22 protein-coding genes are annotated in these 26,371 nt (G+C 55.4%); 19 read left to right on the top strand and 3 right to left on the bottom strand.

Annotated elements, in window-relative coordinates; genetic code table 11:
• The first annotated feature begins 5 nt into the window (after positions 1-5).
• The 14 genes from ftsL (at position 6) to lpxC (ending at position 16,688) form a co-directional block, all read left to right on the top strand.
• Positions 6-341: a cell division protein FtsL gene (gene ftsL, locus GA0071314_RS11245; protein WP_074396727.1), complete on the top strand. Its 336-nt coding sequence runs from the start codon at positions 6-8 to the stop codon at positions 339-341.
• The gene (locus GA0071314_RS11240) at positions 338-2,044 is read left to right on the top strand and encodes a peptidoglycan D,D-transpeptidase FtsI family protein (RefSeq protein WP_074396726.1); all 1,707 of its coding nucleotides are present in this window, start codon (positions 338-340) and stop codon (positions 2,042-2,044) included. Before ftsL ends, GA0071314_RS11240 begins: the two co-directional genes overlap by 4 nt.
• A 15-nt stretch (positions 2,045-2,059) precedes the next feature.
• Positions 2,060-3,544, top strand: coding sequence for a UDP-N-acetylmuramoyl-L-alanyl-D-glutamate--2,6-diaminopimelate ligase (locus tag GA0071314_RS11235; RefSeq protein ID WP_074396725.1), 1,485 nt, complete (start codon positions 2,060-2,062; stop codon positions 3,542-3,544).
• Positions 3,544-4,902: a UDP-N-acetylmuramoyl-tripeptide--D-alanyl-D-alanine ligase gene (locus tag GA0071314_RS11230; protein ID WP_074396724.1), complete on the top strand. Its 1,359-nt coding sequence runs from the start codon at positions 3,544-3,546 to the stop codon at positions 4,900-4,902. The genes GA0071314_RS11235 and GA0071314_RS11230 overlap by 1 nt, the downstream gene beginning before the upstream one ends.
• A 9-nt stretch (positions 4,903-4,911) precedes the next feature.
• Complete coding sequence (gene mraY, locus GA0071314_RS11225) at positions 4,912-5,994, top strand: phospho-N-acetylmuramoyl-pentapeptide-transferase (protein WP_074396723.1); 1,083 nt, start codon at positions 4,912-4,914, stop codon at positions 5,992-5,994.
• Between the two features lie 62 nt (positions 5,995-6,056).
• Positions 6,057-7,442 (top strand): UDP-N-acetylmuramoyl-L-alanine--D-glutamate ligase, encoded by a 1,386-nt coding sequence (gene murD, locus GA0071314_RS11220; protein WP_074396722.1) that lies wholly within the window; start codon positions 6,057-6,059, stop codon positions 7,440-7,442.
• Positions 7,439-8,620: a putative lipid II flippase FtsW gene (ftsW, locus tag GA0071314_RS11215; RefSeq protein ID WP_074396721.1), complete on the top strand. Its 1,182-nt coding sequence runs from the start codon at positions 7,439-7,441 to the stop codon at positions 8,618-8,620. Before murD ends, ftsW begins: the two co-directional genes overlap by 4 nt.
• Before the next feature lie 21 nt (positions 8,621-8,641).
• Complete coding sequence (gene murG / locus GA0071314_RS11210) at positions 8,642-9,736, top strand: undecaprenyldiphospho-muramoylpentapeptide beta-N-acetylglucosaminyltransferase (protein ID WP_074396720.1); 1,095 nt, start codon at positions 8,642-8,644, stop codon at positions 9,734-9,736.
• A gap of 53 nt (positions 9,737-9,789) precedes the next feature.
• Entirely contained in the window at positions 9,790-11,199 is a 1,410-nt protein-coding gene (gene murC, locus GA0071314_RS11205; protein ID WP_074398512.1) for a UDP-N-acetylmuramate--L-alanine ligase, read from the top strand.
• The gene (locus tag GA0071314_RS11200) at positions 11,196-12,137 is read left to right on the top strand and encodes a D-alanine--D-alanine ligase (protein WP_074396719.1); all 942 of its coding nucleotides are present in this window, start codon (positions 11,196-11,198) and stop codon (positions 12,135-12,137) included. Before murC ends, GA0071314_RS11200 begins: the two co-directional genes overlap by 4 nt.
• A complete protein-coding gene (locus GA0071314_RS11195; protein ID WP_074396718.1) occupies positions 12,134-12,847 on the top strand; it encodes a cell division protein FtsQ/DivIB in 714 nt (237 codons plus the stop codon). The genes GA0071314_RS11200 and GA0071314_RS11195 overlap by 4 nt, the downstream gene beginning before the upstream one ends.
• A 297-nt stretch (positions 12,848-13,144) precedes the next feature.
• On the top strand, positions 13,145-14,434 hold the full coding sequence (gene ftsA, locus GA0071314_RS11190; protein WP_074396717.1) for a cell division protein FtsA: 1,290 nt from the start codon (positions 13,145-13,147) through the stop codon (positions 14,432-14,434).
• Between the two features lie 34 nt (positions 14,435-14,468).
• Positions 14,469-15,641 (top strand): cell division protein FtsZ, encoded by a 1,173-nt coding sequence (ftsZ, locus tag GA0071314_RS11185; protein WP_074396716.1) that lies wholly within the window; start codon positions 14,469-14,471, stop codon positions 15,639-15,641.
• 135 nt (positions 15,642-15,776) lie between these two features.
• On the top strand, positions 15,777-16,688 hold the full coding sequence (gene lpxC, locus GA0071314_RS11180) for a UDP-3-O-acyl-N-acetylglucosamine deacetylase (protein ID WP_074396715.1): 912 nt from the start codon (positions 15,777-15,779) through the stop codon (positions 16,686-16,688).
• A gap of 75 nt (positions 16,689-16,763) precedes the next feature.
• Here the strand turns inward: lpxC and GA0071314_RS11175 are convergent, their stop codons facing one another.
• A complete protein-coding gene (locus tag GA0071314_RS11175) occupies positions 16,764-17,258 on the bottom strand; it encodes a DUF721 domain-containing protein (RefSeq protein WP_074396714.1) in 495 nt (164 codons plus the stop codon).
• A 111-nt stretch (positions 17,259-17,369) separates the two neighbouring features.
• Here GA0071314_RS11175 and GA0071314_RS11170 point away from each other — a divergent pair, with 111 nt between their 5' ends.
• The 4 genes from GA0071314_RS11170 (at position 17,370) to GA0071314_RS11155 (ending at position 22,877) form a co-directional block, all read left to right on the top strand.
• Positions 17,370-17,738, top strand: a complete 369-nt coding sequence (locus GA0071314_RS11170; protein ID WP_074396713.1) for a hypothetical protein — start codon at positions 17,370-17,372, stop codon at positions 17,736-17,738.
• A gap of 75 nt (positions 17,739-17,813) precedes the next feature.
• Positions 17,814-20,555 carry a preprotein translocase subunit SecA gene (gene secA, locus GA0071314_RS11165; protein ID WP_074396712.1) on the top strand — a complete coding sequence of 914 codons (2,742 nt, stop codon included), beginning with the start codon at positions 17,814-17,816 and terminating at the stop codon, positions 20,553-20,555.
• Positions 20,556-20,585: 30 nt separating this feature from the next.
• Positions 20,586-21,815, top strand: a complete 1,230-nt coding sequence (gene argJ / locus GA0071314_RS11160) for a bifunctional glutamate N-acetyltransferase/amino-acid acetyltransferase ArgJ (protein WP_074396711.1) — start codon at positions 20,586-20,588, stop codon at positions 21,813-21,815.
• A gap of 105 nt (positions 21,816-21,920) precedes the next feature.
• Positions 21,921-22,877 (top strand): Nudix family hydrolase, encoded by a 957-nt coding sequence (locus GA0071314_RS11155; protein WP_231896554.1) that lies wholly within the window; start codon positions 21,921-21,923, stop codon positions 22,875-22,877.
• Positions 22,878-22,948: 71 nt separating this feature from the next.
• On the opposite strand, the gene GA0071314_RS11150 is transcribed toward GA0071314_RS11155, so the two are convergent.
• Together GA0071314_RS11150 and GA0071314_RS11145 are read right to left on the bottom strand one after the other, a co-directional pair.
• Positions 22,949-23,851 (bottom strand): carbon-nitrogen hydrolase, encoded by a 903-nt coding sequence (locus GA0071314_RS11150; protein WP_074396710.1) that lies wholly within the window; start codon positions 23,849-23,851, stop codon positions 22,949-22,951.
• On the bottom strand, positions 23,836-24,924 hold the full coding sequence (locus GA0071314_RS11145; RefSeq protein WP_074396709.1) for an agmatine deiminase family protein: 1,089 nt from the start codon (positions 24,922-24,924) through the stop codon (positions 23,836-23,838). The genes GA0071314_RS11150 and GA0071314_RS11145 overlap by 16 nt, the downstream gene beginning before the upstream one ends.
• Positions 24,925-25,126: 202 nt before the next feature.
• Between GA0071314_RS11145 and GA0071314_RS11140 the strand changes: the two genes are divergently transcribed.
• Positions 25,127-26,368 carry a lipoprotein-releasing ABC transporter permease subunit gene (locus GA0071314_RS11140; protein ID WP_074396708.1) on the top strand — a complete coding sequence of 414 codons (1,242 nt, stop codon included), beginning with the start codon at positions 25,127-25,129 and terminating at the stop codon, positions 26,366-26,368.
• Positions 26,369-26,371: the final 3 nt, after the last annotated feature.

Raw genomic sequence — 26,371 nt, 5'->3', positions numbered from 1 at the left:
CAACCATGAGCATGGAGCAATTTGATCGGTGGCTGTCCACCCTACAAGCTGAGTGGCCATTTACTTTTCGCTTACGGCCCTGGCCGGTGGTGTTTGGTTTGATTTTTGTAGCCTGCCTGGTAACGGCTTTTGGCGTAGTGGCGACAACTCACGCGACGCGTGGCCAATATGCCGAACTGCAGCGGTTAGAGCAGGAGCAGAGTCAATTAAATACCGAATGGGGGCAGCTGCTACTTGAAGAAGGCGCTTGGTCGACGCCCGCGCGCATCGAACAAATCGCCACCCAACGCTTAGGCATGCGAATTCCAGACGTCAATGATGTTGAGGTCATTCGGCCATGAGTGCTCAGCGTCGAGGTGTCAGCTCACGTCAACCACCTGTTGCGCCGCCACTTCCGGGTGGGCGGTTTTTCTTTATTTTGCTTGCGATCGTTATCGTCTCCGCCATTCTGATTGGGCGGATTACGCTGCTTCAAGTGATAGATCGCCCCTTTCTGCAAAGCCAGGGCGATGCCCGCACGCTGCGTAACGAGGTTATTCCTGCTCACCGAGGGATGATTTCCGACCGCAATGGCGAACCGCTGGCAATTTCCACACCTGTTGTAACGCTATGGGCGAATCCTCAGGAATTGCCCAGCGACCCTATCCAGCGCATTGTGTTAGCGCAAGCGCTTGGAATGTCGCTAGATGATTTTGAGGCCCGCGTGGCGCGCTATAGCGAGCGTGAATTCATGTATCTGCGTCGCCAAATGACGCCAGAAGCCGCCCAGCGCATCCTCGATTTGCGCACGACCGGGGTGTATCCCGAGCGCGAATACAAGCGCTATTACCCCGCAGGCGAAGTTGCTGCCCAACTGCTTGGCGTTACCAATGTTGATGATGTGGGACAGGAAGGTCTCGAGCTTGCCTACCAGCCTCATTTGGCTGGTCACCCAGGACAGCGTCGCATCATTAAAGATCGCCAAGGGCGCTTAGTCAGGGAATTGGACGTTATCCGCGACGCCCAGCCCGGCGGTGATTTGACTCTCTCGATTGACCAGCGCCTGCAGTATATGGCCTATCGCGAACTGCGCTCAGCGGTTGCCGAAAACGAGGCAAACGGCGGTTCGGTGGTGATGCTGGATGCACGCAGCGGTGAGGTGCTGGCCATGGCAAATCTGCCCTCTTACAATCCTAATAATCGGGCCGGCATGGATCCCCGGGGGCTGCGTAATCAGGCACTGGTGGACGTATTTGAACCTGGCTCGGTGATGAAGCCATTAGCGATGTCGGCGATATTGGAGAGCGAGGGGTTTGATAGCGAGACCGTCGTCGATACGTCTCCTGGCTGGATGCGTATCGACGAATACACAATCCGTGATATTCGCAACTACGGTGAGCTGGATCTGGCGGGTATTCTGGAGAAATCCTCCAATATTGGCATGTCGCGTCTCGCCCTGGAGCTTAACGACAACGCGATTTGGGAAAAATATCATCAAATGGGCTTTGGCCAAAGCGCTGAAACGGGGTTTCCGGGGGAAAGCAACGGCCATTTGCCTGCCCCGATACGCTGGTCGCGTAGTGAGCGGGCAGCGCTCTCATATGGCTACGGGTTGTCGGTATCAGCAGTGCAACTAGCCAGCGCGTATACTGCTATTGCAAACGATGGCACGCGATTACCGCCGTCACTACTGCGACTATCTTCGCCTCCCGAGGGAACCTCGGCAATGTCTCCCAATGTTGCCAATGATTTGCTTGACATTCTTGAAACGTCAGTAGGTGCCTACTCCGGTGGTCGCCGAGCCCGGGTAGAGGGGTATCGCGTAGGTGGCAAGACCGGCACGGTACGTAAATCGGGGCAGGGAGGTTATGCAACAGATGCTTATCGTAGTGTATTTGCTGGTATTGCCCCGATATCGGATCCGCGCATTGTGACGGTGGTAATGATTGACCACCCGAAAGCAGGTGAGTTTTACGGTGGAGCAGTGGCAGCACCGGTATTCTCAAGTGTCACCGGTAACGCACTCAGATTATTGGATGTACCGCCCGATCATGAGGTGGACTAGTGGGAAGGAGATTGCATGACGCTCAGCCCAAGTGAATTGGTACAAGCACTGGCCAAAGTGTGGCCCGCGGGCGGGTTGCCAAGCGAGCTGCCATCGCTGCCCGAACGGATTAATATCACCAGTGACTCCCGGCAAATTACTCCGGGAGATGTGTTTGTGGCTATCCCCGGTGGCCGGTTCGATGGTCGTGATTTTATTGATAATGCCATTGCCGCAGGGGCGGGCTTGGTCTTGGCGCATGTGAGTCAGGGGGATATTACCCTGCAGGGGCGCGTGCTTCAGTTGCCCTATCTCACGCGTCGTTTAGGCGAGCTTGGCCGTGCGCTCTTTCAGTTGCCTGAAGGGCCCGAGGTGATTGGAGTCACCGGAACGAATGGAAAGAGTTCAGTGACGCATTACATCGCCGCATTAAGCGATGCCTTGGGGACCTCCGCGGGGGTTATCGGGACCTTGGGAGTCGGTCGATTAGGTGCGCTGCGCGATACGGGCTTGACCACGCCAGGTACCCTCACCATGCATGCAGCGCTGGGTGAATTGGCTCGCCAGGGCGTAAAGCGTGTGGCGTTGGAAGTGTCGTCCCATTCCCTTGATCAATCTAGGCTGGATAGCGTTGATATCACGGCGGGTGTGTTTACTAATTTGAGCCGTGACCACTTGGATTATCATGGCAGCATGGCTGCCTATGCAGCGACTAAGGCCAAACTGTTCCGGCGTACGGAGCTCACCCTGGCCGTTGTCAACGGTGATGATTCTCTGGCGCGTCTGATGTTGGCAGGATGCGATAGTCACGTGCGCGTTTTGGCGACGGGCCAGGACGAGGCGGTGACGCTGCGCGTGGTGGGTTGGCATCCCCATAGTCAAGGACAGCAGGCCTTGATCGCCACGCCAGAGGGGGAGAAAGCACTGTCGCTGTCGCTGATGGGCCGCTTCAATCTGGATAACGTGTTGTTGGCAATGGCAACGCTATACGGCTTAGGCGAGCCTCTGGAGGCGCTTTTTGATGCGGCGGCATCGCTTGCTCCCGTTCCAGGACGTATGGAATGTTATCGTCAAGCGGGCGCCCCCAGCGTCGTAGTGGACTATGCTCATACGCCGGATGCACTTGATAACGCCCTGCGCGCACTGGCGAGTCACGCAGGGCGCTTATGGTGCGTGTTTGGCTGTGGCGGTGAGCGCGATACCGGTAAGCGCGCCGAGATGGCCCGTGTAGCAGAAACTCATGCGGATAGCGTGATCGTGACCGATGATAACCCCCGTGGTGAGCCCGCTGATGGTATTCGCCAAGCGATTTTGGCGGGCTTTAGCCACCAGGCTCAGCCACTTGAAATAGCAAAGCGGGGCGAGGCAATTGCTTACGCCGTTCGTCATGCAAGCCCTGATGATGTCATTCTGGTCGCGGGGAAAGGGCATGAGCCCTATCAGGAAATTCAAGGCGTTCGCTATCCCTATCATGACGGGGAAGCGGTGCAGGCGGCATTGGCGACCCGGGGAGTTCGTTGATGGACTGGACATTGGGTCATGTAGCCGCTGCCCTTGCTGTTGAAGTGCCGCCTGCCTTGGCGACCATGCCAATAAAAGATATCGTCACCGACACGCGCCATATGGTGGTTGGCGGTTTATTTGTGGCGCTAAAAGGGCCACGTTTTGACGGACATGATTTATTGACTGAAGCACAACAGGCGGGAGCTGTTGCTGCCTTGGTGGAAGCACCGGTGGATAGCGCGCTGCCTCAGTTGGTGTGTTCCGACACCCGCTTAGGGTTGGGGTTGTTGGCGGCTGCCGCACGCCAAGCCTGGCAGGGTCCCCTTGTGGCGGTAACCGGGAACAGTGGCAAAACCACGGTAAAAGACATCACTGCGACGCTTTTAGCATCGCTGGGGCCCGTTCACTCCACCCAAGGCAACCTCAATAATGACATTGGCGCCCCGCTAACCTTGCTGGCGCTTGCGCCTAGCCATCAAGCGGCGGTAGTCGAACTAGGTGCCAATCATTTGGGTGAAATCGCCTGGACGACCCGCTTGGCCCAGCCCAAGGTCGCGATTATCACTAATGTAACCGGTGCCCACGTTGGCGAGTTCGGTGGAATGGGGCAAATCGCCCAGGCTAAGGGCGAGGTGCTGGGTGGCTTGCAGGCTGATGGTGTGGCGGTTTTAAACCGTGACGATCGGTATTTTGCCTACTGGACAGCCTGCGCCGCGCCGCGCCGCGTCATTAGCTACAGCGTTGAGGCAACGGCAGATATCTATGCTGAAGCGCTTTCCTGTGACTCTCAAGGGCGTTATGCTTTCACGCTTAACTATCAACGGCGAGCCCTTGGTCGGGTGCAACTGCCGTTGCTTGGCAAACATAATGTCAGTAATGCTTTAGCAGCGGCCGCAGCGTCACTCAGCTTGGGTGTGTCGGAAGAGCAGGTCATTGAGCGATTAGCGTGTTTAACTGCGCTGCCTAACCGGCTCAGTGTGCTTCCAGGGCCACGGGGCGCGAAGGTGCTCAATGACACTTACAACGCCAATCCAGGTGCAGTCAAAGCGGCATTGGACACTCTGGTGAGTCTGCCGGGGCCGCATTGGTGTGCGTTGGGAGCTATGGGTGAGCTGGGTAGCGATTCTCGCGAGCTACACGCAGAGATTGGCCGTTATGCGGCGCAATTGGGGGTAGAGACGTTTTTAACCCTAGGTGAAGCCGCAAGGCCAGCCAGCGATGCCTTTGATGGTGGATTGCATTTTAATGATCACGCGACGCTTGTGCGTCATCTTCATAATACGTTGCCGCCCAATGCCAGTTTGTTGGTTAAAGGGTCGCGCAGCGCAGGCATGGAACATGTTGTCACCGCCCTGCGCACGGATGAAATAAGGTAAACGCCGTTCATGTTACTTCACTTGGCGAATTTTCTGGCGCAGTATCAATCTGTCTTTCAGGTTTTCAATTATTTAACGCTGCGGGTGATTTTAGCTGCTCTAACGGCGTTATTTTTGTGCTTATGGCTGGGGCCGTGGGTAATAAAGCGCTTGGTCGAAGGGCAAATCGGTCAAGCTGTTCGTGATGACGGGCCGCAGTCACATCTTTCCAAAGCCGGCACGCCCACCATGGGCGGTGCGATGATTCTGATGGCCATGGCGATCAGCACCTTGGTGTGGGGCGACCTGACCAATCACTATGTTTGGGTCGTACTGGGCGTCACGCTGGGTTTTGGCGCTATTGGCTGGGTTGACGATTACCGCAAAGTGGTTGAGAAAAATCCCAGAGGACTGCCCGCACGCTGGAAATATTTTTGGCAATCGGTGGTGGGGTTGAGCGCGGCGTTAATTCTATATTTCACTGCGGCCTCTTCACTGGAAACCAGCTTGTTAATACCTACGTTAAAAGACGTGGCAATACCGCTGGGCGTTTTTTACATCTTGTTAACCTACTTGGTGATTGTGGGGAGCTCCAATGCGGTCAACCTGACTGACGGCCTCGATGGGTTGGCCATCATGCCAACCGTGCTGGTGGCGATGGGGCTGGCTGTGTTTGCCTATGTCAGTGGCAACACATTGTTTGCCAATTATCTGCATATTCCGTTTATTGCGGGCACCGGTGAACTGGCGGTTTTCTGCGCCACCATTGCCGGGGCTGGGCTGGGCTTTTTATGGTTCAATACCTACCCTGCGCAAGTGTTTATGGGCGACGTGGGAGCGCTTGCTCTAGGCGCTGCATTAGGTGTGGTTGCCGTTATCGTCCGGCAGGAAATTGTATTGTTTATCATGGGCGGTATTTTCGTGCTGGAGACCGTTTCGGTCATTTTACAAGTTGGTTCTTACAAGCTAACGGGGCGACGTATCTTCCGTATGGCTCCTTTGCATCACCACTATGAATTGAAAGGTTGGCCAGAACCGCGTGTTATTGTGCGCTTCTGGATTATTACCGTTGTGCTGGTGTTGTTGGGGCTGGCAACACTCAAAGTTCGTTAAACCTTTTATTTTTCATTTTTAACACGGCTGAGCCATTGTCGGCTTGGCTTGAGGGAGCCGGGATGGTTCGTGTTCCACCAGGAATGACGTTAGTAGTGGGGCTGGGGGTCTCAGGGCGGGCGATATGCCGCCACCTGGCGCGACTGGACGTGCCTTTTATGGTGGCCGACACCCGCGAGGAACCGCCTGGGCTTGCAGCGTTCCGCGACGCGCATCCTGAGGTGGTCGTGCATTGTGGGCCCCTTGAGGTGTTGAACCTTGAGGCAGCGGAAGAGGTGGTGATTAGCCCCGGCGTTGACCCACACCATCCGGTATTGGCGCCGCTCGCGGGACACCTGAACCCGTGCACAGGCGACCCCCGCTTGGTAGGTGAAATGGCCCTGTTTACGCGCGCAACACGTGCACCCATTGCTGCCATCACCGGCTCAAATGCCAAATCAAGCGTGACGACCCTGCTCGGCAAGATGGCTCAGGCGTCGGGCGTCAACGCCGCCGTCGGCGGTAATCTCGGCACCGCCGCGTTGGACCTGTTGGCGCAACAGCCTGACGCCGAGTTATTCATCCTAGAACTTTCCAGTTTTCAGCTTGAAACAACGCCCTGCCTTGGAGCGAAGGTGGCGGCGTTTTTAAATTTATCTGAAGACCACCTAGACCGGCATGGCGATATGCAGGGCTATCGCAAAGCCAAGCAAGGAATTTTCCGCGGTGCGCAACACGCTATCGTGAATGCCGACGATCCAATGACCTTCCCCAGTCATCCGCCTGCCAAGCTGACCCGCTTTGGTCATCAGCCCCCAAGCGGGAACGACTGGGGATTGGCATACCAGCAGGGACGTTTGATGCTGATGCAAGGGGCGACCCCCTGGCTTGATGCCGACCAGCTGGCCATGGTGGGACGGCATCATTACGTTAATGGGCTGGCCGCTCTGGCCATGGGGGATGCGTTAGGTTTTGACCCGGCCGCCATGTGCGAGGCCCTTAAGGCATTCAAAGGTCTGCCTCACCGCAGCGAATTCATCGCCGAACTCAACGGAGTGAAGTGGGTGAATGACACTAAGGGTACCAATGTGGGCGCTACTCTCGCCGCTATTGAAGGCATTGGCACTGGTTTGACAGGTCAGTTGATATTGCTGGCCGGTGGGGTGGGCAAAGGGGCTGATTTTGCTCCTTTGGCGGAGCCATTACGCCGGGCCGCACGCTGCGTTGTGCTTTTTGGGCAGGATGCGCTGCGCCTTGAAGACGCTTTAGCTGGCCACGTCGAGACCCGCTTGGTGCCAGATTTAGCGCACGCAATGGAAGAGGCGTATGCGCTCGCCCAACCGGGCGATTGCGTACTGTTGTCCCCCGCCTGCGCTAGCCTGGATCAATTCGCTAATTATCAGGCAAGGGGTGATGTATTTCGTGATTGGGTGACCCAAAAAGCACAGCAAAGCGAGGCAACCCCATGAAGCGACTACAAGATCTGCGCCAAGCATTGTCCACCCAGGGGATGCCCTGCGATGTTTGGTTAATTGTGATCGCTGTGGTCTTAGCCGGGTTTGGGTGGGTGATGGTAAGTTCCGCCTCAATCGGATTATTGGATGACAGTTATCATTATGCGCGGCAGCACGGCATTTTTCTTGTTTTTGCCGTCTCGATCTGCGTTTTGATGCTATGCGTGCCGCTCGAGGTGTGGCGACAAAATGCTGGCCTGATCCTGCTAGTCAGTATCGCACTCTTAACGCTGGTGCTTTTCATTGGTCAGGAGATTAATGGCAGTAAACGCTGGATAGCGCTGCCGGGGCCGCTTCCCAGCCTGCAAGTGTCTGAGTTTGCCAAGGTTGGCTTGATTCTCTACATGGCAGCCTTTATGTCGCGCTTTACTTATGATCTTCGGCGCAAGCCATTTAGTATGTGGCGGCCGTTGGCCGTATTGGCCGTGCCGGCGGGGCTATTATTTTTAGCCCCAGACTTTGGCGGCATGGTGGTATTTACCGTGTGTGTCATTGGCATGCTGATGATGGCGGGTGCCTCGCTAACGCTGTTGATCGGCAGTGGCAGCCTGTTAGCAACGGGTGCCGTGATGATGGTGGCGCTGGAACCCTACCGTTTGGCTCGCTGGACCAGTTTTCTAGACCCTTGGGCCGATCAGTTCGCGACCGGTTATCAGTTGACCCAGGCATTGATTGCCTTTGGTCGTGGCCACGTCACAGGGACCGGGCTCGGTAACAGCGTGCAGAAGCTGCATTACCTACCTGAGTCACACACCGACTTTATTTTTGCGGTTGTTGCTGAAGAGTTGGGGATGCTGGGTGCCATTACGGTAGTGGTGCTATTTACGCTGTTGATTGCTCGTGCCATGTGGGTAGGGCGTCGAGCTGAGCTTTCAGGCCATTTATTTGGTGCTTACGTCAGCTATGGCATCGGCTTTATTATTGCTGCTCAGGCATTTATCAATATGGCGGTCAGTTCGGGGTTGCTGCCTACCAAGGGGCTGACACTGCCGCTTATGAGCTACGGTGGTTCCAGCTTACTGGTGACGGGCGTGATGATCGGGCTGTTGTTACGCACTGATGCTGAAACGCGTCGTTATCCCAAGCGTGCCTCGACGCCCTATAGACCGCGTCGCGAGCCACGTCTTTCATAGTTTAAGGTTAAGGAGTTGCATGTGACACAGTCAACGCGCCGCGTAATGATCATGGCGGGAGGGACCGGTGGCCACGTGATACCTGCCTTATCATTGGCGCGCGCCTTGATGGTTCAGGGCATTGAAGTTGAGTGGCTGGGCAGTCCGAAAGGTATTGAAAATCGATTGGTTCCCGAAGCGGGTATCCGCTTGCATACCATTGCCATTTCAGGGCTCCGCGGCAACGGCGTGGCGGGCTGGCTGAAAGCGCCATTAAATTTGAGTCGTGCGGTGCTCCAGTCACGTCGCATTATTGCGACTTTCAACCCCCAGGTTGTGGTTGGACTGGGGGGCTTTGCCAGTGGCCCTGGCGGCCTGGCGGCTAAAACATTAGCTATTCCGCTGGTCATTCATGAGCAAAACGCCGTGGCGGGATTGACCAATCGGGTACTATCACGCTTGGCGACGAAAACCTATGCCGCCTTTCCGCAGGCATTTAGCCAGCGGGCGGAAGTGATTGGTAATCCGGTGCGCGACGATATCGCCACTTTGGGCGATACACCGCGGGATGAGGCTGCCATGTCGGCGCGTTGTCTCAGGTTGTTAGTCGTAGGTGGGTCGCTGGGTGCGGTTGCACTTAACGAGCGTCTGGCTCCAGCGATAGCCAAACTGCCGTTGTCTCAGCGTCCAGACGTGTGGCATCAAGCCGGAAAAGCACGCGATAGCGATACTGCAGCGCTTTATGCGAAGCATGGCATAGAGGCACGCGTTGAGCCTTTTATCGACGATATGGCGGCCGCTTACGACTGGGCGGATTTAGTCGTCTGCCGTGCCGGAGCGTTGACCGTTGCCGAGCTGGCAGCAGCGGCAAAGCCAGCGCTGTTGGTGCCTTTTCCCTTTGCCGTTGACGATCATCAGCGGATCAATGCACAGGTGCTTGTCGATGCGCAGGCAGCACTATGCATTGTTCAGTCTGAACTGACTGACGAGCGCCTAAGCCATGAACTGGCAAACCTATTAACGCCCGACACCTTGGCGACAATGGCCGCTAACGCCCGCCAAGCCGCGCACTTAGAGGCGACGCAACGGCTGGTCGCTGGGTGTTTGGCTGTGATACCGCAAGGAGATACTGCGTGACCGATTCTGTAACCAAGGCTGCGGCCTCGCCGGCCACAACTGGCGGCCCAGGAATGCGCCGCATTCGCCGTATTCATTTTGTCGGCATTGGCGGGGCAGGCATGTGCGGCATCGCAGAGGTGTTGGCGAATCAAGGATATGCTGTTAGCGGCAGTGATTTGAAACCGTCTACGGTCACCGAGCGTTTGACCCATTGCGGCGTGAGTATAGCGATTGGCCATGCTGAAGAGCACGTGGCGGGGGCTGATGTGGTAGTGGTGTCGACCGCCATTGATCCTACCAACCCCGAAATTCGCTGGGCCCACGAGCATCGGGTGCCCGTGGTTCGTCGCGCCGAAATGCTCGCTGAGTTGATGCGGTTTCGCCACGGTATCGCGGTAGCCGGCACCCATGGCAAAACCACAACGACGAGTTTGACGGCGACGCTATTGGCTGAGGGTGGCCTTGATCCAACGTTTGTTATCGGTGGTAAGTTGACCAGTGCGGGTACTAACGCGCGGTTAGGCGAGGGCGATTACTTAGTGGCCGAGGCCGATGAGTCGGATGCGTCTTTTCTGCATCTCCAGCCGCTAGTCTCTATTGTCACCAACATTGACGCAGACCACATGGCGACTTACGGCGGTGATTTTTCCCGCCTTAAAAGCACCTTTGTCGAGTTTCTACATAACCTGCCTTTCTATGGGCTAGCAGTGCTTTGTATTGATGACGCCAATGTGCGCGAGCTGAGTGACCAGGTAAAACGTCAGTTTGTCACCTATGGGTTTGATGCGGATGCCGACTATCGGATTGTTGATTTTGCCCAGCATGGCGGCGAAGTTTCTTTCACTGCGTTGCGTCCAGCGGGAGCTGAGCCTCTACCCATTCGTCTGGCGATGCCAGGGCGTCACAATGCACTAAACGCCATGGCGGCGATTGTCGTGGCCACCGATGCAGGGGTTAGCGATACGGCTATCATGCGCGGTTTGGCAGGTTTCGCCGGGGTCGGGCGACGCTTTCAAGTGCATGGACATTACCCCTCTCCGACCGGTGGAGAGGTTATGCTGGTCGACGACTATGGTCACCATCCGCGGGAAGTCGATATGGTGATTCAGGCGGTCCGCGCAGGTTGGCCGGATCGACGTCTTGTTATGCTCTATCAGCCCCATCGCTACAGCCGTACCCGTGATTTATACGAAGATTTTGTGCGTGTACTATCTCAGGTGGACACGCTTGTGCTGTTGGATGTTTACAGTGCAGGCGAAGCGGTTATTCCCGGCGCAGAAGGGCGTACCTTGGCGGGCTCCATTCGCCAGCGGGGGGAAGTCGACCCGCTGTTTGTTGAGCATAAACACGAATTGCCCAGTCTATTAAGCAACGTGCTTCGCCCCGGCGACATTTTGATTACCCAGGGCGCGGGTGATGTAGGTGGTATCTCGCTGCGCTTAGCGCAAGCAAAGATGGCGTTAAATGAGGTAGAGCTGTGAGCGAAGTTAACTTTCAACCCTTGTCGCTAGAGCGAGTCGTCGTAGTGTATGGCGGCCAGTCTGCCGAGCGCGATGTATCTTTAAAAAGTGGTGCTGCTATTCTCGCGGCCCTCAAGCGGCAGGGCGTGAACGTACAGGGCTACGACCTTCGCGAAGGCGGGCTGGCTGGCCTTGAAAAGCTGGCACCGACGGCTGTTTTTGTGGCGTTGCACGGCCGTGGTGGTGAGGATGGCACCTTGCAAGGCGCGCTTGAGCTGCTGGGCATTCCTTACACGGGCAGTGGCGTATTGGCATCAGCATTAGGCATGGATAAGCAACGTACCAAGCAAGTATGGCATGCCCTTGCATTGCCAACGCCTGAGAGCATTATGCTGCATGCCCATGCTGATTGGGCGGGAGTTGTGGCCCAGCTTGGTTTGCCATTGATTGTTAAACCTGTTCATGAAGGGTCGACGCTAGGCATCAGTATCGTTGACGACCAAGCTGCCCTTGAAGCGGCATACCACGACGCGGCACGTTTCGATGCGCGGGTCATGGCGGAGCGATTTATTCAAGGTGACGAATACACCGTGAGTTTGCTGGCCGATCAGGTGCTTCCCGCCATTCGTGTTGAAGTCCCAGGTGGGTTTTACGACTATGAAGCCAAGTATTTAACTGACACGACACAGTACCATTTGCCGTGCGGCCTTAGCCAAGATGATGAAGCTGCCTTAGCAACGCTTTGCCAACAAGCCTTTGCCGCCGTGGGTGGGCAGGGCTGGGGGCGTGTTGATGTGATGCACGACAATGAGGGGCGTTTTTGGCTGCTGGAAGTCAACACCGTGCCGGGCATGACCGACCACAGCCTTGTGCCTCAGTCAGCGGCATATGCAGGTATCGATTTTGACCAGCTCGTCATGCGTATATTAAAAACGGCCGGTCAGCAGAGTGCCTCATGAAAAAACGCCAGGCCTGGTTGGGTGGTTTGATGTTGGGCCTTCTGTTAGTGGCGGGGGGGCAGGCGCTTTGGCTGTGGCTTGATCGCCCCATTGAGCGTGTATCTATACGAGGCGACTGGCAGTATGTTGACGCTGACTACTTGCGCACCCAGTTGGCGCCGGTCGTTGAGGATCGTCAGTGGCTATCCGCTGATCTGAGTGCAATAAGGCGACAGGCTTTACGCATTGGCTGGTTACATGAAGTACGCATTACGCGTGAGTGGCCTAACACGCTGGTATTTGAATTGGTCGAACAAACCCCGGTAGCCCGCTGGAATGACGATTTTTTGCTTAATGAAGAGGGGGAAGCATTTGCGTTCGCCCCATTAGGGGTGCCTCAAGGATTGCCTGATATGGCAGGGCCAGCGGGTAGCAGTGAAGAAGTGCTAAATTACTATCATCAATTAACGCCGCATTTTGCACGACTAGATTTACGTTTAACACAACTACGCTTAGAGCCTCGTGGTGCTTGGCGCTTACAGTTAAATGATAGCGCTTGGGTTATGTTGGGGCGTCGTCAACATGAAGTACGACTGGCGCGTTTAAGTGCTTCCTGGCAGCGCGAATTGAGTCGTTTAAGCGAACGAATCCGTTATATCGATTTACGCTATCCCAATGGAGTGGCGGTAGCTTGGCATGGCGAAAGTGAATTTGATGTGCAAGAAGAGTAACCAGGGGATGAAAGGGTGTTTAAAGGTGTAAAGTAAGCAGTCGCTGTCGGTGAAAACTGCGCGCTTGGGGTTTTATTTCGCTTTTATCGCGACTATTGTGATATTTGACTAGTCGTATTGTGCCAATTGTTTCTATACTATGTGCCAATTGGGATTTATAAATGTTAATCCCATTGATTAAGTTGGCTCATTGCCAAGCGTCACAAAGGCGAAAGTTGGCACTCTTATTAACTAGTGCCCAAGTAGCATTGAGCGTTAATTGTTTTTATTTAAGACGACAAGGAGATTTCCCGACTCATGGCAGGCTCACCCAACGCATCCAACATGGTGGTCGGGCTGGACATTGGAACGTCCAAGGTCGTCGCGATAGTCGGTCAGCCAACTGACGATGGCGGGATTGAAATTGCAGGTATTGGCTCGCATCCCTCGCGGGGCATGAAACGCGGCGTGGTGATTAATATTGAATCCACCGTTCAGTCAATTCAGCGTGCAGTAGAAGAAGCTGAATTGATGGCGGGGTGTGATATTCATTCGGTCTATGTCGGTGTGGCGGGTAGCCATATTAAATCGATGAACTCCGATGGGGTGGTGGCGATTAAAGAGCGCGAAGTAACCCCCTCTGATATTGATCGTGTGATTGACTCAGCACGAGCGCGCGCTGTTTCTGAAGGTCAGCGGGTGCTGCATGTTCTGCCCCAGGAGTTCTCAATTGACGCCCAGGGTGGTATTCGCGAACCTTTGGGGATGTCGGGGGTCCGGCTTGAAGCCCAGGTTCATTTGGTGACGGCCGCGCTTAACGCGGTGCAAAATATTGAAAAATGTGTGCGTCGCTGCGGCCTTGATGTGGATGCCATTATTCTTGAGCAACTGGCGTCCAGCATGGCAGTGCTGACTGAAGATGAGCGTGAACTCGGTGTTTGTATGGTCGACATCGGTGGGGGAACCACCGACATGGCGATTTTTACCGAAGGGGCTATTCGCCATACAGCGGTTATTCCTATCGCCGGTGATCAAGTCACTAACGACATTGCCATGGCGCTGCGAACGCCGACTCAGCACGCTGAAGAAATTAAAGTAAAGTATGCCTGTGCGCTGACGCAGTTAGCGGCAAGTGATGAAATGATCAAAGTACCTAGCGTGGGTGACCGGCCAGCACGGGATCTTTCCCGACAAGCTTTGGCCGAAGTAGTCGAACCACGCTATGAAGAGCTTTTTACGCTGGTCAGAGACGAGCTGCGGCGCAGCGGCTATGAGGATATGGTCGCGGCGGGTGTGGTACTGACTGGCGGTACGTCACGCATGGAAGGCGTGAGTGAACTGGCAGAAGAGATTTTTCACATGCCAGTTCGCATTGCGTGTCCGCAAAATGTAAAAGGGTTGTCAGACGTGGTACGCAATCCTATCTATGCAACGGGCGTTGGTTTACTGCATTATGCATTGCAGGAATCCCGCCATGGGCATGGTCGAGAAAGTCAACGGGGAGTCATCCCTGTGCACAAGGGGCGTACTGACGTCTCCCGGCGTGACGTCAAGGATGGCAGTGCAGCGCTGGCAAGAATCAAAGGCTGGTTCAAAGGAAATTTCTGACAGGGCCGCAAGCGCGGTTCAGGAGACGGGGCTTATGTTCGAATTGGTAGATAGCGCACCCTCGAGCAGTGCGGTCATCAAAGTGGTTGGCGTTGGCGGCGGTGGCGGCAACGCTGTTAATCACATGGTCGAAAGCAACATCGAAGGCGTCGAGTTCATCTGCGCCAACACCGATGCCCAGGCATTGAAACGCGTGTCCGCTAAAACGGTCCTGCAGCTTGGGGGAGAGATCACCAAAGGGCTGGGCGCGGGTGCCAATCCCGACGTCGGCCGTCAAGCCGCGATGGAAGACCGGGAGCGTATTGCCGAGCTTCTCAACGGGGCTGACATGGTGTTCATCACCGCCGGTATGGGCGGCGGCACCGGCACTGGCGGTGCGCCCGTGGTCGCGCAGGTGGCCAAGGAACTGGGCATTCTGACGGTCGCGGTGGTAACGCGTCCCTTCCCGTTTGAAGGGCCTAAGCGGATGCGTGCTGCAGAAGAGGGCATGAAAGAGCTCTCTGAGCACGTTGACTCGTTGATTACCATACCCAACGAAAAGCTGCTCTCTGTCCTGGGCAAGAACGCTACGTTGTTGACCGCTTTTAGCGCAGCCAACGACGTGCTGCTAGGGGCTGTTCAAGGGATTGCCGAGCTAATCACCAGCCCGGGCATTATCAACGTCGACTTTGCCGACGTGCGCACGGTAATGTCAGAGATGGGTATGGCTATGATGGGTACGGGCGGTGCCACTGGCGAAAATCGTGCCCGCGAAGCCGCTGAAAAAGCCATCCGCAGCCCGCTGCTGGAAGATATCGACTTGCATGGTGCGCGAGGCATCCTGGTCAATATCACGGCAGGCCCGGATCTCTCGATTGGCGAATTTAACGACGTAGGCGCCACCGTACAAGAGTTTGCTTCTCAAGAAGCAACGATTGTGGTGGGAACTTCCATCGATATGGAAATGTCCGACGAGTTGCGCGTAACGGTCGTTGCGGCAGGTTTGGATGGTGGGCAGCCGAAAGCGGCAGCCCGTGAACCGGCTCGTCGTGCGACGGAAACCTCTGCCGATTATCGCAAGCTGCAACAGCCGACGGTAATGCGCCAGCAGGCGACCAGTCGTGCCGAAGCCGCTGAGAGTGCTCCTGCGCGCCCTGAAAAACGTCGTGCTGCGGATGCTGACGATTATTTAGACATCCCTGCGTTTCTTCGCCGCCAAGCGGATTGATACAAGCGATTAGGTTCATGCTTCCAGCAAACGAGAGTTTTATTGGTTAAAACCCTCGTTTGCTGTTAAAGTGAACACTGTTTGATAACTTTCATCCCTTGCGGTTTCCCCGTTATTAGAGTTCTACCACTGCCCATGATCAGACAACGCACCCTACAAAATGTCATTCGCGCCACCGGAGTGGGCTTACACTCTGGAAAAAAAGTTCACTTGGCTTTGCGTCCGGCACCCGCCAATACGGGGATTGTGTTTGTCAGAACGGATCTTGACCCAGTGGTTCATGTACCTGCCCGAGCTGAGTTGGTTGAAGATACCAAGCTATGCACCGCGCTCAGCTATCAGGGTGTTAAGGTGGCGACAGTTGAGCATCTAATGTCGGCCTTTGCTGGGCTGGGGATCGATAATGCTTACGTTGATGTTAGCGCGCCGGAAGTTCCCATCATGGATGGTAGCGCCAGCCCATTTGTATTCCTGATTCAATCAGCGGGGATTCTGGAGCAGGAGGCGGCCAAGAAATTTATTCGCATCAAGCGACCCATCAGCGTAACGGAAGATGACAAAGAGGCGACTTTCTTGCCTCATCAGGGCTTCAAGGTCTCATTCACCATCGATTTTGATCACCCGGTGTTCGACCAGCAGAAGCAAAAGGCGCAGATAGATTTCTCTACTACGTCATTCGTAAAAGAAGTCTCTCGTGCCCGTACATTTGGCTTTATGCGTGACCTGGAGTTTCTGCGCTCCAACAATTTAGCATTAGGTGGCAGTCTTGATAATGCGATCGTTGTCGATGACTATCGGATCGTCAATGAAGGCGGACTGCGCTACGAAGACGAGTTCGTCAAGCACAAGGTGTTGGATGCCATTGGTGATCTGTATCAGCTAGGTCATAGCCTGATTGGCGAGTTCCGCGGCGTTAAATCGGGACACGCATTGAACAACCAGCTTTGTCGAGAGTTGATGGCTCAGCCGGATGCGTTTGAAATCGTGACCTTTGAAGAAGAAAAAGCGGTTGCGCCGATTTCCTACGCGGCACCTGCTATGGCGTAATCGCCTGTGCACGCCTTAAGCTTTGAAAACGCACCGCCTCGGCGGTGCGTTTTGCTTTGCGCGTCAATATTATACTTAGTGGGTCGATTCATCGTTGCGCTCGTTAGGATGGTGAGAGCTAGGGGCGTGCGAGGCCAGTCGTTCCAATGCTTGCCTGAGCGCGGGGTGGTTAGTGTCCTGGGCGCAGTCAGCTAGAGTTTTACCCGCCGAACAAGACAGCGAGCGTGTATTGCGTAAAGGGGCTTGGATAGTTCTAATTGGCCGCACTTTAAAGGTAAACCCGGTAACGCCTTCGAATCCGGGTAGTTGATGGATGAGGCTGAGCAGACGTGCTTGTTCATAGCGTAGCCACGTTAGCCATTGCGCTTGTCCGCTGATTAGCGTCAATCGTCCATCGCGAAACCCGCCAACATAAATGTGCTCGCGCATGGGCTCGGGAAGATGCGCCTGCAAGTGCCGCTGCGCCTGATCGATCAGCTTCGAGAGACGCATAAGCTTGCCGATATCGCCCGACTTGCCCATCAGACGGCCGATGGGCTGTGCCTGAGATCGCTTAACCTTTATACTCATACACTTGATTCCTAAGGTATCGCTTAGTGCACCATAAAGGGTGCTCTCGGGCAGCATGCAGTATATCGCCCGGCCATTAAAGCCTAACACGCTCAGGAGCTTGTCCACAGCATGTCGCAAGCGTTAAACATTGCCTCGGTATTGCCACGGCGTCAGCGCCGTCATGGCTTAGCGCGTTGGTGGCTGGCGGGTCTGTTGGTCGGCTGCCTATTACCCACTAACCTGACCTATGTGGAAGCGTTCAGGGGCGGTGAGCGTAGTGTAGTGGCGTGTTTTTGGGTGCCTTCCGTATTGCGTGCCCGAACTCGTTTAATGGCAACCCGGCGGCGCGCTCTGCGACGCTGGTGGGTCGTGATAAAACCCTTCACCTTGTTGTCACCGCAGCGTGCGGTATTTCGGTGTTTTGTAAGTGTGCTCGTTGCTGCACACGATGTGTTCAGTCGTCGTGGCCCGCCGTGCTACCCCCCGTTTTACCGCTGATAAGTCAGCCAACCTTCTTCTTTTATGGAACGGGGTGTCCCCGACAAAGGGCGCTCGCTGCTAGTTGGAAACTACATGATCAATAATTTATTACGTAAAGTCGTTGGTTCTAAGAATGACCGCGATGTTAAGCGCATGCATAAAAGCGTACAGCATGTTAATGCGTTAGAAAGTGAGTTTGAGGCGTTAAGCGATGCCGACCTGCAAGCCACAACGGCTAAGTTACGTCAGCGATTAGACGACGGTGAATCCCTGGACAGTTTGCTGCCAACGGCCTTTGCGGTGGTGCGTGAGGCGAGTAAGCGTGTCATGGGGATGCGCCACTTTGACGTGCAGATGGTGGGTGGGATAACTCTTCACCGTGGGCGTATCGCCGAAATGAAAACGGGTGAAGGTAAAACCCTGGTGGCCACGCTGGCGGTTTACTTAAATGCGCTGCCGGCGAAAGGCGTGCATGTGGTCACGGTGAACGACTATCTAGCGCGTCGTGACGCTGAATGGATGCGCCCGCTTTATGAATTTCTGGGCCTTACCGTCGGGGTTATTTTTGCAGGCCAAACCAGCGCTGAAAAGCGCCATGCGTATCACTGCGATATTACCTACGGCACCAATAACGAATTTGGCTTCGATTATCTACGCGATAACATGGCTTTTTCACTGGAAGATAAAGTCCAGCGAGGCCTTCACTATGCGATTGTGGATGAGGTGGACTCGATCCTTATCGATGAAGCCCGTACGCCGTTAATTATCTCTGGTGCTGTCGACGAAAACACAGACCTCTACAACGTAGTTGATCGTTTATCGCAGCAACTAGAAAAAGGCGAGGTGTCCGAAGACGAGGACGCACCAGTTACCGGCGACTTTTTGCTTGAAGAAAAGCAAAAACAGGTCGAGCTGACCGAGCAGGGCCATAACAAGGTCGAGGCGCTAATGCGCGAGGAGGGGCTACTGGGCGAAGATGACTCCCTCTATGCCGCTCAGAACCTGAACTTGCTTCAGCATATGCATTCGGCGTTGCGTGCGCGTCACCTCTATCACGTTGACGTTGACTATATGATCTCCGATGGTCAGGTGGTGATCGTTGACGAACATACCGGCCGTTCGATGCCCGGACGTCGTTGGTCCGAAGGCTTGCACCAAGCCGTCGAAGCCAAAGAAGGCGTCACGGTGCAGCGTGAGAGCCAGACCTTAGCCTCAACAACGTTTCAGAACTACTTCCGCCTCTACGAAAAACTCGCGGGGATGACGGGGACGGCCGATACTGAGGCCTTCGAGTTCCGCCAGATTTATGGGCTGGACGTCGTGGTGATCCCCACCAATCGACCGCTCACGCGGAAAGACCTCAATGATCTGGTTTATCTTAGTGCGGAGGAAAAGTACGAAGCCATCATCCAGGATGTCAAAGAACAGACAGAGGCCGGTCGTCCTGTGCTGGTAGGTACGGCATCAATTGAAACCTCGGAGTACATCGCGCGGCTAATGCGTGAAGCCAATCTGGCGTTTAACGTACTCAACGCCAAGCAGCACCAAAGCGAGGCGGAGATCATTGCCCAGGCAGGGCGTCCTGGGGCGGTGACCATCGCCACCAACATGGCGGGCCGCGGTACCGATATCGTGTTAGGCGGTAACTGGGAAGCCGAAGTGGCTAAATTACAACAGCCCAGCCAAGCGCAAATTGATGCCCTGAAAGCCGAATGGCAGCAGCGTCACGACGCCGTATTGGAAGCTGGTGGCTTGCATGTAATTGGCTCCGAGCGCCACGAATCACGGCGGATTGATAACCAGCTGCGTGGTCGTGCTGGGCGCCAGGGGGATCCAGGCTCTACCCGCTTCTTCTTATCCCTTGAAGACAGCTTGATGCGTCTATTCGGTTCTGAGCGCGTTAAGCGCCTGATGCAAGCGCTTGGGCTGGAGCGGGGCGAAGCCATTGAACACAAGATGGTCTCCAATGCCGTCGAGCGGGCACAGAAGAAAGTCGAGGGACGCAACTTCGATATTCGTAAACAGCTACTCGAATATGATGATGTGGCCAACGATCAGCGTCGTGTTATTTATCAACAGCGCAACGATGTATTAGCGGCAGATGATGTGGCAGACGCTGTTGCAGGCATCCATGAAGAAGTCATGGATAACAGTATTAGCGATTTTGTACCGCCGCAAAGCCTCGCCGAGCAGTGGGATCTGCCTGGCTTAGAAGCGCATCTAAAAACGGAGTTTAATTTGGATGCGCCGGTGGTGGAGTGGGCCGAGGCGGACCAGCGCTTTAATGAAGATAAGCTACGCGAGCGCCTTCACACCATGCACCGTGAAGCCTATGCCGCTAAAGTGGATGCCGCCGGTGAAGCGCTGATTCGCCGCTTTGAAAAGCAGGTTATGCTGCAAGTGCTGGATACTCGTTGGAAAGAGCACCTGCAATCTATGGATCATTTGCGCCGCGGTATCCATCTCCGTGGCTATGCGCAAAAAAATCCTAAGCAGGAATACAAACGTGAAGCGTTTGAACTCTTCCAGCAGTTGCTAACTAACATCAAGGCAGACGTAACGCGGATTCTCAGTCATGTACAGGTGCGCCAGCCTGAACAAGTGGAAGCACTTGAGAAAAGGCGTCGTGAGGCATTAGAACGCGAAAAAGCTACCGCTGATAGCCGGCATGATGAGCCAGAATCGCCGGGGACCGATGACAGCGACACTCCCCAAGAAGCTCCCGGCGCAGATGGTCGCCCCGTTCGCCGTGAAGGGCCCAAAGTAGGGCGCAATGATCCCTGCACGTGTGGCTCAGGTAAAAAATATAAGCAGTGCTGCGGTAAACTTAACTAAGCGCTATGAACCACGCCAAAGGAGAGCCATATGGCGGTAGGAACGATGCCTTTTCCCCATATGCCACCCCTTGAGGGGGTGCGTTTGGGCTCGGCAATGGCAGGGATTAAAAAGCCGAACCGTCGCGATGTCGTGGTGTTTGAACTTCCCGAAGCGTCAACGGTATCGGGAGTGTTTACCCGTAACGCCTTTTGTGCCGCCCCGGTAACGGTGGCCAAGGCTCATTTGCAGCTTGCGGGTAAAAACGGCGAGGTGCCTCGCTATTGGTTGATCAATACGGGCAACGCCAATGCGGGGACAGGAGACGCAGGTCATCGTGATGCGTTGACCTGCTGTGCGGCGCTTGCCCAGCACGCGCGTGTCAACGATGCAGCGGTGCTGCCGTTCTCAACGGGCGTGATTGGGGAGCCGATGCCCATGGCGCGATTGCTGGACGGCATCCCGGTGGCGTTTGCAGACCTGGCGGCTGATAGTCAAGCCTGGCAGCATGCGGCTGAAGGTATTTTGACGACGGACACGCGTCCCAAGGGGGCGAGTGTCACCTTGACGATGGGAGACAGCGAGGTCGTCATCAACGGTATCGCCAAAGGATCGGGGATGATTAAGCCCAACATGGCAACCATGTTGGGCTTTGTGGTGACCGATGCTGGCGTTGAGCAAGCATTGCTGGATCGCTTGCTGCGCGAAACGGTCGACCGGTCGTTTAACTGTATTACCGTGGACAGCGATACCTCAACCAATGACGCTTGTATGCTGGCAGCCACCGGCACGGGCGCGCGGATTGAAAGCGAAGCGCACATTGAGATATTCCGCAACGGCTTGCAGCGGGTAATGACGGAGCTGGCGCAGGCGATTATTCGCGATGGCGAAGGCGCGACCAAGTTTGTCACATTGCAGGTTGATCAGGCCCATACGCGCCAGGAGGCACTCGATGTCGCCTTTACCGTGGCTCACTCCCCGTTAGTCAAGACGGCGCTATATGCATCAGATGCTAACTGGGGCCGTATTTTGGCAGCGATTGGCCGTGCACCAGTGGATGAGTTTGATGTAAAGAGGGTGACGGTTGAGTTAGGCGACGTGCGCCTGGTGGAAAACGGCGGACGGGCTGAAGGGTATACGGAAGAAGCCGGCAGCAGAGTGATGGCTGAAGACGAGATAACGATACGCATCAGCTTGGGTCGAGGACAAGAAAACGCCACCGTATGGACCTCGGATCTCTCCCATGACTATGTATCGATCAACGCCGATTATCGTAGCTAGCGAATGTGAGCCGTTGTCGCTCACTCGTCGTCAAAGCTAGCGTTAATGCAGCAAGATAACACCGCCAATTGCCTAGCGGGTATGCACACAGTGGATAAAGACGTAATGAATATCATGGTTAAACGACGGGTTCATGTGGCGGCAGCGGCCATTATCAGCGCTGACCAGCGGCAGGTGTTAATTGCCAGGCGTCCATCAAACGTGGATCACGGTGGGTTATGGGAGTTTCCAGGCGGTAAGCTGGCGCCCTATGAAACCGGGTTAGAAGGTTTGAAACGCGAGCTGCATGAAGAGCTGGGTGTCGAAATTGTCAATGCACAGCCGCTGATCCGGGTGCATCACGAGTACTCGGACAAGCACATATTGCTAGATGTATGGCAGGTGCATGCTTTTGCCGGCGAGCCGTTTGGTCGTGAAGGTCAGGCGGTGCGTTGGGTGCCGATGGAAGAGCTGGTCAATTATCCGTTCCCGGCGGCCAATCTGCCTATTTTGCGCGCCGTCATGTTACCGACTGAATACCTGATTACCGGCGAAGAAGCCGATGAAGCCCGTTTCGAGGCCTTGTTAACCCGTGCGCTGGAAGAAGATCACATCCGCTTAGTCCAACTGCGTGCTAAGCAGCTAACACCCGAGGCCTATGTGGCTCGGGCTGAACGAGCGCTCACCTTATGCCGTGAGGTCGGTGCACGGTTACTGCTCAACGGCGACCCGTCGTTACTCGACCAGGTGGATGCCGACGGTATTCATTTAACGAGCGAACGACTTATGCAGCTAGAGCGTCGTCCCATCGCAGAACACAAATGGTTATCGGCTTCGACCCATGATCCCAAGCAGTTGGCGCAGGCCGCCACTCTGGGCTGTGACTTTGTGACATTGTCGCCATTGCGTACTACGCCGTCGCACCCTGAAGTAGCCCCCATGGGCTGGCATGATTTCCAGCAGTGGGTAGAGCGGGCTGGCATGCCGGTGTTTGCCCTTGGTGGAATGACCCGTTTTGACGCCAACCATGCCCGCGCCGTCGGCGCACAGGGCATTGCCTCTATTCGCGATTTCTGGAAGTAATGCGGGCATAGAAAAACGCCTGCCCGGCGAGCCGGGCAGGCGTTTTGCGTTGGTTGAGACATTGTAAAGCGCTAGTCTCTGAAACGGCGTGTTAATTCGCCGTAGGCATCAATGCGCCGGTCCCGCAGGTAAGGCCAAATGCGCCGAGTGTTTTCGCTGCGCGCCATATCGATTTCCACTATCAGTTGCTCTGCCGTTTCGCCTGCCCTGGCCAGCAGTTCTCCTTGTGGGCCGCAGACAAAACTGCCTCCCCAGAACTGGATGCCACCCCCGGTGCCAGAAGGGTCAGCCTCAAACCCAACGCGGTTAGCGACAATCACGGGTAAGCCGTTGGCGACGCCGTGGGCGCGCTGAATGAGCGTCCATGCGTCCTGCTGGCGGGCTTTTTCGGCATCGTCATCGCCGGGGTCCCAGCCAATCGCCGTGGGGTAGAGGAGTAAGTCGGCCCCGGCAAGCGCCATTAGCCGCGCAGCTTCGGGGTACCATTGGTCCCAGCAAACCAATACGCCCAAACGGCCCACGGAGGTATCAATGGGTGTAAAACCTTCGGCGCGCTCGGTGTCGTGGTCGCCTGGGGTGAAGTAAAATTTTTCGTAAAACCCGGGGTCATCGGGAATGTGCATTTTGCGGTAGTGGCCAACCCGCCCTAGGGCTCGGTCGTAAACCACCGCGGTATTGTGGTAAAGCCCAGGCGCACGACGTTCAAATAGGGAGCCAACCAGAACAATGTCCAGCTCACGGGCCAGCTTGGCAAGCTGTTGTCCCGTTGGTCCGTCTAGTGGCTCTGCCAAATCAAAAAGTGCAGGGTCTTCATACTGACAAAAGTAGTGCGTCGCATGAAGCTCCTGAAGTAAGACCAATTGCGCGCCGCGCTGAACGGCCTCACGAATGCCAGCTTCGCTGGCCGCTAAACTTTTGGCCTTATCGGGCCAAGCAGGTTGTTGCACGACGCCAACGGTTAGAGGACTTGGCATGACGACTCCATATCAGGCGGGTGAGCAACGGCAAGCGTACCGCGGGGTAGTTGCATGGTTAAGCAATGCAGGCTGCCGTGCTGACGAATGACGTGACTGCACTCAATGGGAATAAGCGTATGCTCAGGAAAGGCCGCCGCCAAGGCTTGTAGCGCGATAACATCGGCGGGATCCCCATACGTGGGTACCAGAACAGCCCCATTAATAATCAAAAAATTGGCGTATGTGGCGGGCAGTCGTCGGCCATCGTCTGGAGCATAGCAGGCATTTGGCCAGGGTAGCGGGACCAACTGATAGGGTTCGCCGTTACGTTTGCGAAACGCCTGTAATTCCTGCTCCATCGCTTGTAGGGCGTCGAAGTGAGGGTCTGTCGGGTCGTCACAACGTACATAAGCGATGGTTCCGGGGTTGCAAAATCGCGCTAGGGTATCGATGTGGCTGTCAGTATCGTCACCTTCTAAATAACCCTGGGTTAGCCATAATACGCGGTCAATGCCCATATCCTGATACAGCTGTGCTTCAAGGGTGCGCCGCGTCATCTGCGGATTGCGGTTAGGGTTAAGCAGGCAGGCTTCGGTGGTGAGCAAGGTGCCTTCGCCATCTGTCTCAATCGCGCCACCCTCCAGCACTAGATCGCGGGTACTGACAGGGCAGTTCCATAGGCCTGACTCAGCAAGCCGCTGCGTTAACCGGTTATCTTGGTTGGCGGGAAATTTGCCGCCCCAGCCGGTAAAAGTGTAATCCAGCAGTTGCAATCTACCCTCTTCATCGGCGACGGTAATCGGCCCGTGATCGCGCGCCCAGGTATCGTTGGTGGGCGCGACGCGCAACAGTATCTGACCTTCGGGTACCCCATAGGCATCGAATGTTGCTGTCAGACGTGCGCGTATGGCAGCGTCAGGCACGCTGATGATTACCCGCTGATAACGTGTCACGGCGACGACGATGCGCTCCAGCGTGCCTTCAATGCACTCCAAGAGCGCCTGCCAATCGCCATCCGGGCGTGGCCAGGTAAGTTGAATGCCATCCTGGGGATGCCATTCGGGTAATAAACGATAGGTCGAAGTCGTCACGTATAATCGCTCGCAGCGAAGATGAAAAGAGGCATGCTAAGCGCTTGCCGAACCGGCGCAATGTAGGGGCTCAAGTCAAAAGTTGCAAGTCCTGATCACGACAAGGGAACGCTGGCGACTGATGTGTCTCTAAAGCCCGTTTACACATGCAGGGATGCTAAAAAAACCGTACCATGAGCGCTGACTTATAAGGAATGACGCCATGCTTGATCGTTTGCCTTTTCTGGTGGGGCTGCGCTACGTGCGCGCTAAACGCCGAAACCATTTTATTTCATTTATATCGCTGACCTCTATGCTCGGATTGATGCTGGGGGTGGCCGTTCTTATTCTCGTTCTTTCGGTAATGAACGGTTTTGATCACGAGCTACGTACTCGCGTATTGGGAATGGTGCCGCACGCCAAAATTGAAGCCCGAGAGGGTATGGTGGAGTGGCAGTCGCTAGCCGAAGAGCTCATGGAGCGTGACCGTGTTGAGGGGGTAGCCCCTTACGTGGAACAGCAGGGCATGTTTTCGGTTGGCGGACGCAACGAAGGGGCAATGGTCAACGGCATTGATCCTGAGTGGGAAGACAAGGTGTCGATTATTGGCGATCACATGCAGCAGGGCGAGCTAAGTGACCTGGTGCCCGGTGAGTGGAACGTGGTGCTGGGCTCCATGCTGGCCCGACGATTGGGCGTCGAAGTGGGCGATCAAGTGACCTTGCTTGTTCCTGAGGCTTCTATTACCCCCGCTGGCGTGTTTCCTCGCCTTAAGCGCTTTACCGTTAGCGGTATCTTCAGCGTAGGTGCCGAGCTGGACGCAAATTTAGCCTATGCTAATATTGAGGATATGCAGAAATTAGGGCGTCTGAATGATGCCATTGGCGGGCTGCGCCTTGAGTTGGATGACTTGTTTGTCGCCGGTAGTGAGACACAAGACATTCTCAACGAACTGGGGCCAGGCTATCGCGGCAGTGATTGGACATACTCCCAGGGCAACCTTTTCCAAGCGATTCAGATGGAAAAGCGCATGATCGCGCTGTTGTTGACCGTCATTATCGCCGTAGCAGCCTTCAATATTGTGTCCACCTTGGTCATGGTCGTCACTGACAAGCGTGCCGACATCGCGATATTGCGAACCATCGGTGCCACCCCACGTTCGATTATGGGTATTTTTATCGTGCAAGGTTTAGCCATTGGCCTGATTGGCATTGCCTTTGGCGTGGCGGTGGGTGTGCTGCTGGCCCTGACGATCTCAGACCTGATCGGCTGGGTTGAAGGCTTTATGAATATTAAGTTCTTAGACGCAGGGGTCTATTTCATTAGTGATTTGCCGTCGCGTTTACACTTTGAAGATGTCCGCGACATTGTGCTGGCTGCCTTTGGGTTGACCTTCTTGTCAACGTTATACCCAGCTTGGCGCGCGGCTCGTGTCCAACCTGCGGATGTGCTGCGCTATGAATAAGGA

It is taken from the genome of Halomonas sp. HL-93 (assembly GCF_900086985.1).
GTDB lineage: Bacteria > Pseudomonadota > Gammaproteobacteria > Pseudomonadales > Halomonadaceae > Vreelandella.
Note: the sequence above shows the minus strand (reverse complement) of the source record. Positions and strands in the feature narration are given on the sequence as shown.

What these genes read in the sequence shown, in the direction of transcription:
- ftsL (WP_074396727.1), top strand. Translation starts at nt 6, where the DNA reads ATGAGCATGGAGCAATTTGATCGGTGGCTGTCCACCCTACAAGCTGAG.
- GA0071314_RS11240 (WP_074396726.1), top strand. Translation starts at nt 338, where the DNA reads ATGAGTGCTCAGCGTCGAGGTGTCAGCTCACGTCAACCACCTGTTGCG.
- GA0071314_RS11235 (WP_074396725.1), top strand. Translation starts at nt 2,060, where the DNA reads ATGACGCTCAGCCCAAGTGAATTGGTACAAGCACTGGCCAAAGTGTGG.
- GA0071314_RS11230 (WP_074396724.1), top strand. Translation starts at nt 3,544, where the DNA reads ATGGACTGGACATTGGGTCATGTAGCCGCTGCCCTTGCTGTTGAAGTG.
- mraY (WP_074396723.1), top strand. Translation starts at nt 4,912, where the DNA reads ATGTTACTTCACTTGGCGAATTTTCTGGCGCAGTATCAATCTGTCTTT.
- murD (WP_074396722.1), top strand. Translation starts at nt 6,057, where the DNA reads ATGGTTCGTGTTCCACCAGGAATGACGTTAGTAGTGGGGCTGGGGGTC.
- ftsW (WP_074396721.1), top strand. Translation starts at nt 7,439, where the DNA reads ATGAAGCGACTACAAGATCTGCGCCAAGCATTGTCCACCCAGGGGATG.
- murC (WP_074398512.1), top strand. Translation starts at nt 9,790, where the DNA reads ATGCGCCGCATTCGCCGTATTCATTTTGTCGGCATTGGCGGGGCAGGC.
- GA0071314_RS11195 (WP_074396718.1), top strand. Translation starts at nt 12,134, where the DNA reads ATGAAAAAACGCCAGGCCTGGTTGGGTGGTTTGATGTTGGGCCTTCTG.
- ftsA (WP_074396717.1), top strand. Translation starts at nt 13,145, where the DNA reads ATGGCAGGCTCACCCAACGCATCCAACATGGTGGTCGGGCTGGACATT.
- ftsZ (WP_074396716.1), top strand. Translation starts at nt 14,469, where the DNA reads ATGTTCGAATTGGTAGATAGCGCACCCTCGAGCAGTGCGGTCATCAAA.
- lpxC (WP_074396715.1), top strand. Translation starts at nt 15,777, where the DNA reads ATGATCAGACAACGCACCCTACAAAATGTCATTCGCGCCACCGGAGTG.
- GA0071314_RS11175 (WP_074396714.1), bottom strand. Translation starts at nt 17,258, where the DNA reads ATGAGTATAAAGGTTAAGCGATCTCAGGCACAGCCCATCGGCCGTCTG.
- GA0071314_RS11170 (WP_074396713.1), top strand. Translation starts at nt 17,370, where the DNA reads ATGTCGCAAGCGTTAAACATTGCCTCGGTATTGCCACGGCGTCAGCGC.
- secA (WP_074396712.1), top strand. Translation starts at nt 17,814, where the DNA reads ATGATCAATAATTTATTACGTAAAGTCGTTGGTTCTAAGAATGACCGC.
- argJ (WP_074396711.1), top strand. Translation starts at nt 20,586, where the DNA reads ATGGCGGTAGGAACGATGCCTTTTCCCCATATGCCACCCCTTGAGGGG.
- GA0071314_RS11155 (WP_231896554.1), top strand. Translation starts at nt 21,921, where the DNA reads ATGAATATCATGGTTAAACGACGGGTTCATGTGGCGGCAGCGGCCATT.
- GA0071314_RS11150 (WP_074396710.1), bottom strand. Translation starts at nt 23,851, where the DNA reads ATGCCAAGTCCTCTAACCGTTGGCGTCGTGCAACAACCTGCTTGGCCC.
- GA0071314_RS11140 (WP_074396708.1), top strand. Translation starts at nt 25,127, where the DNA reads ATGCTTGATCGTTTGCCTTTTCTGGTGGGGCTGCGCTACGTGCGCGCT.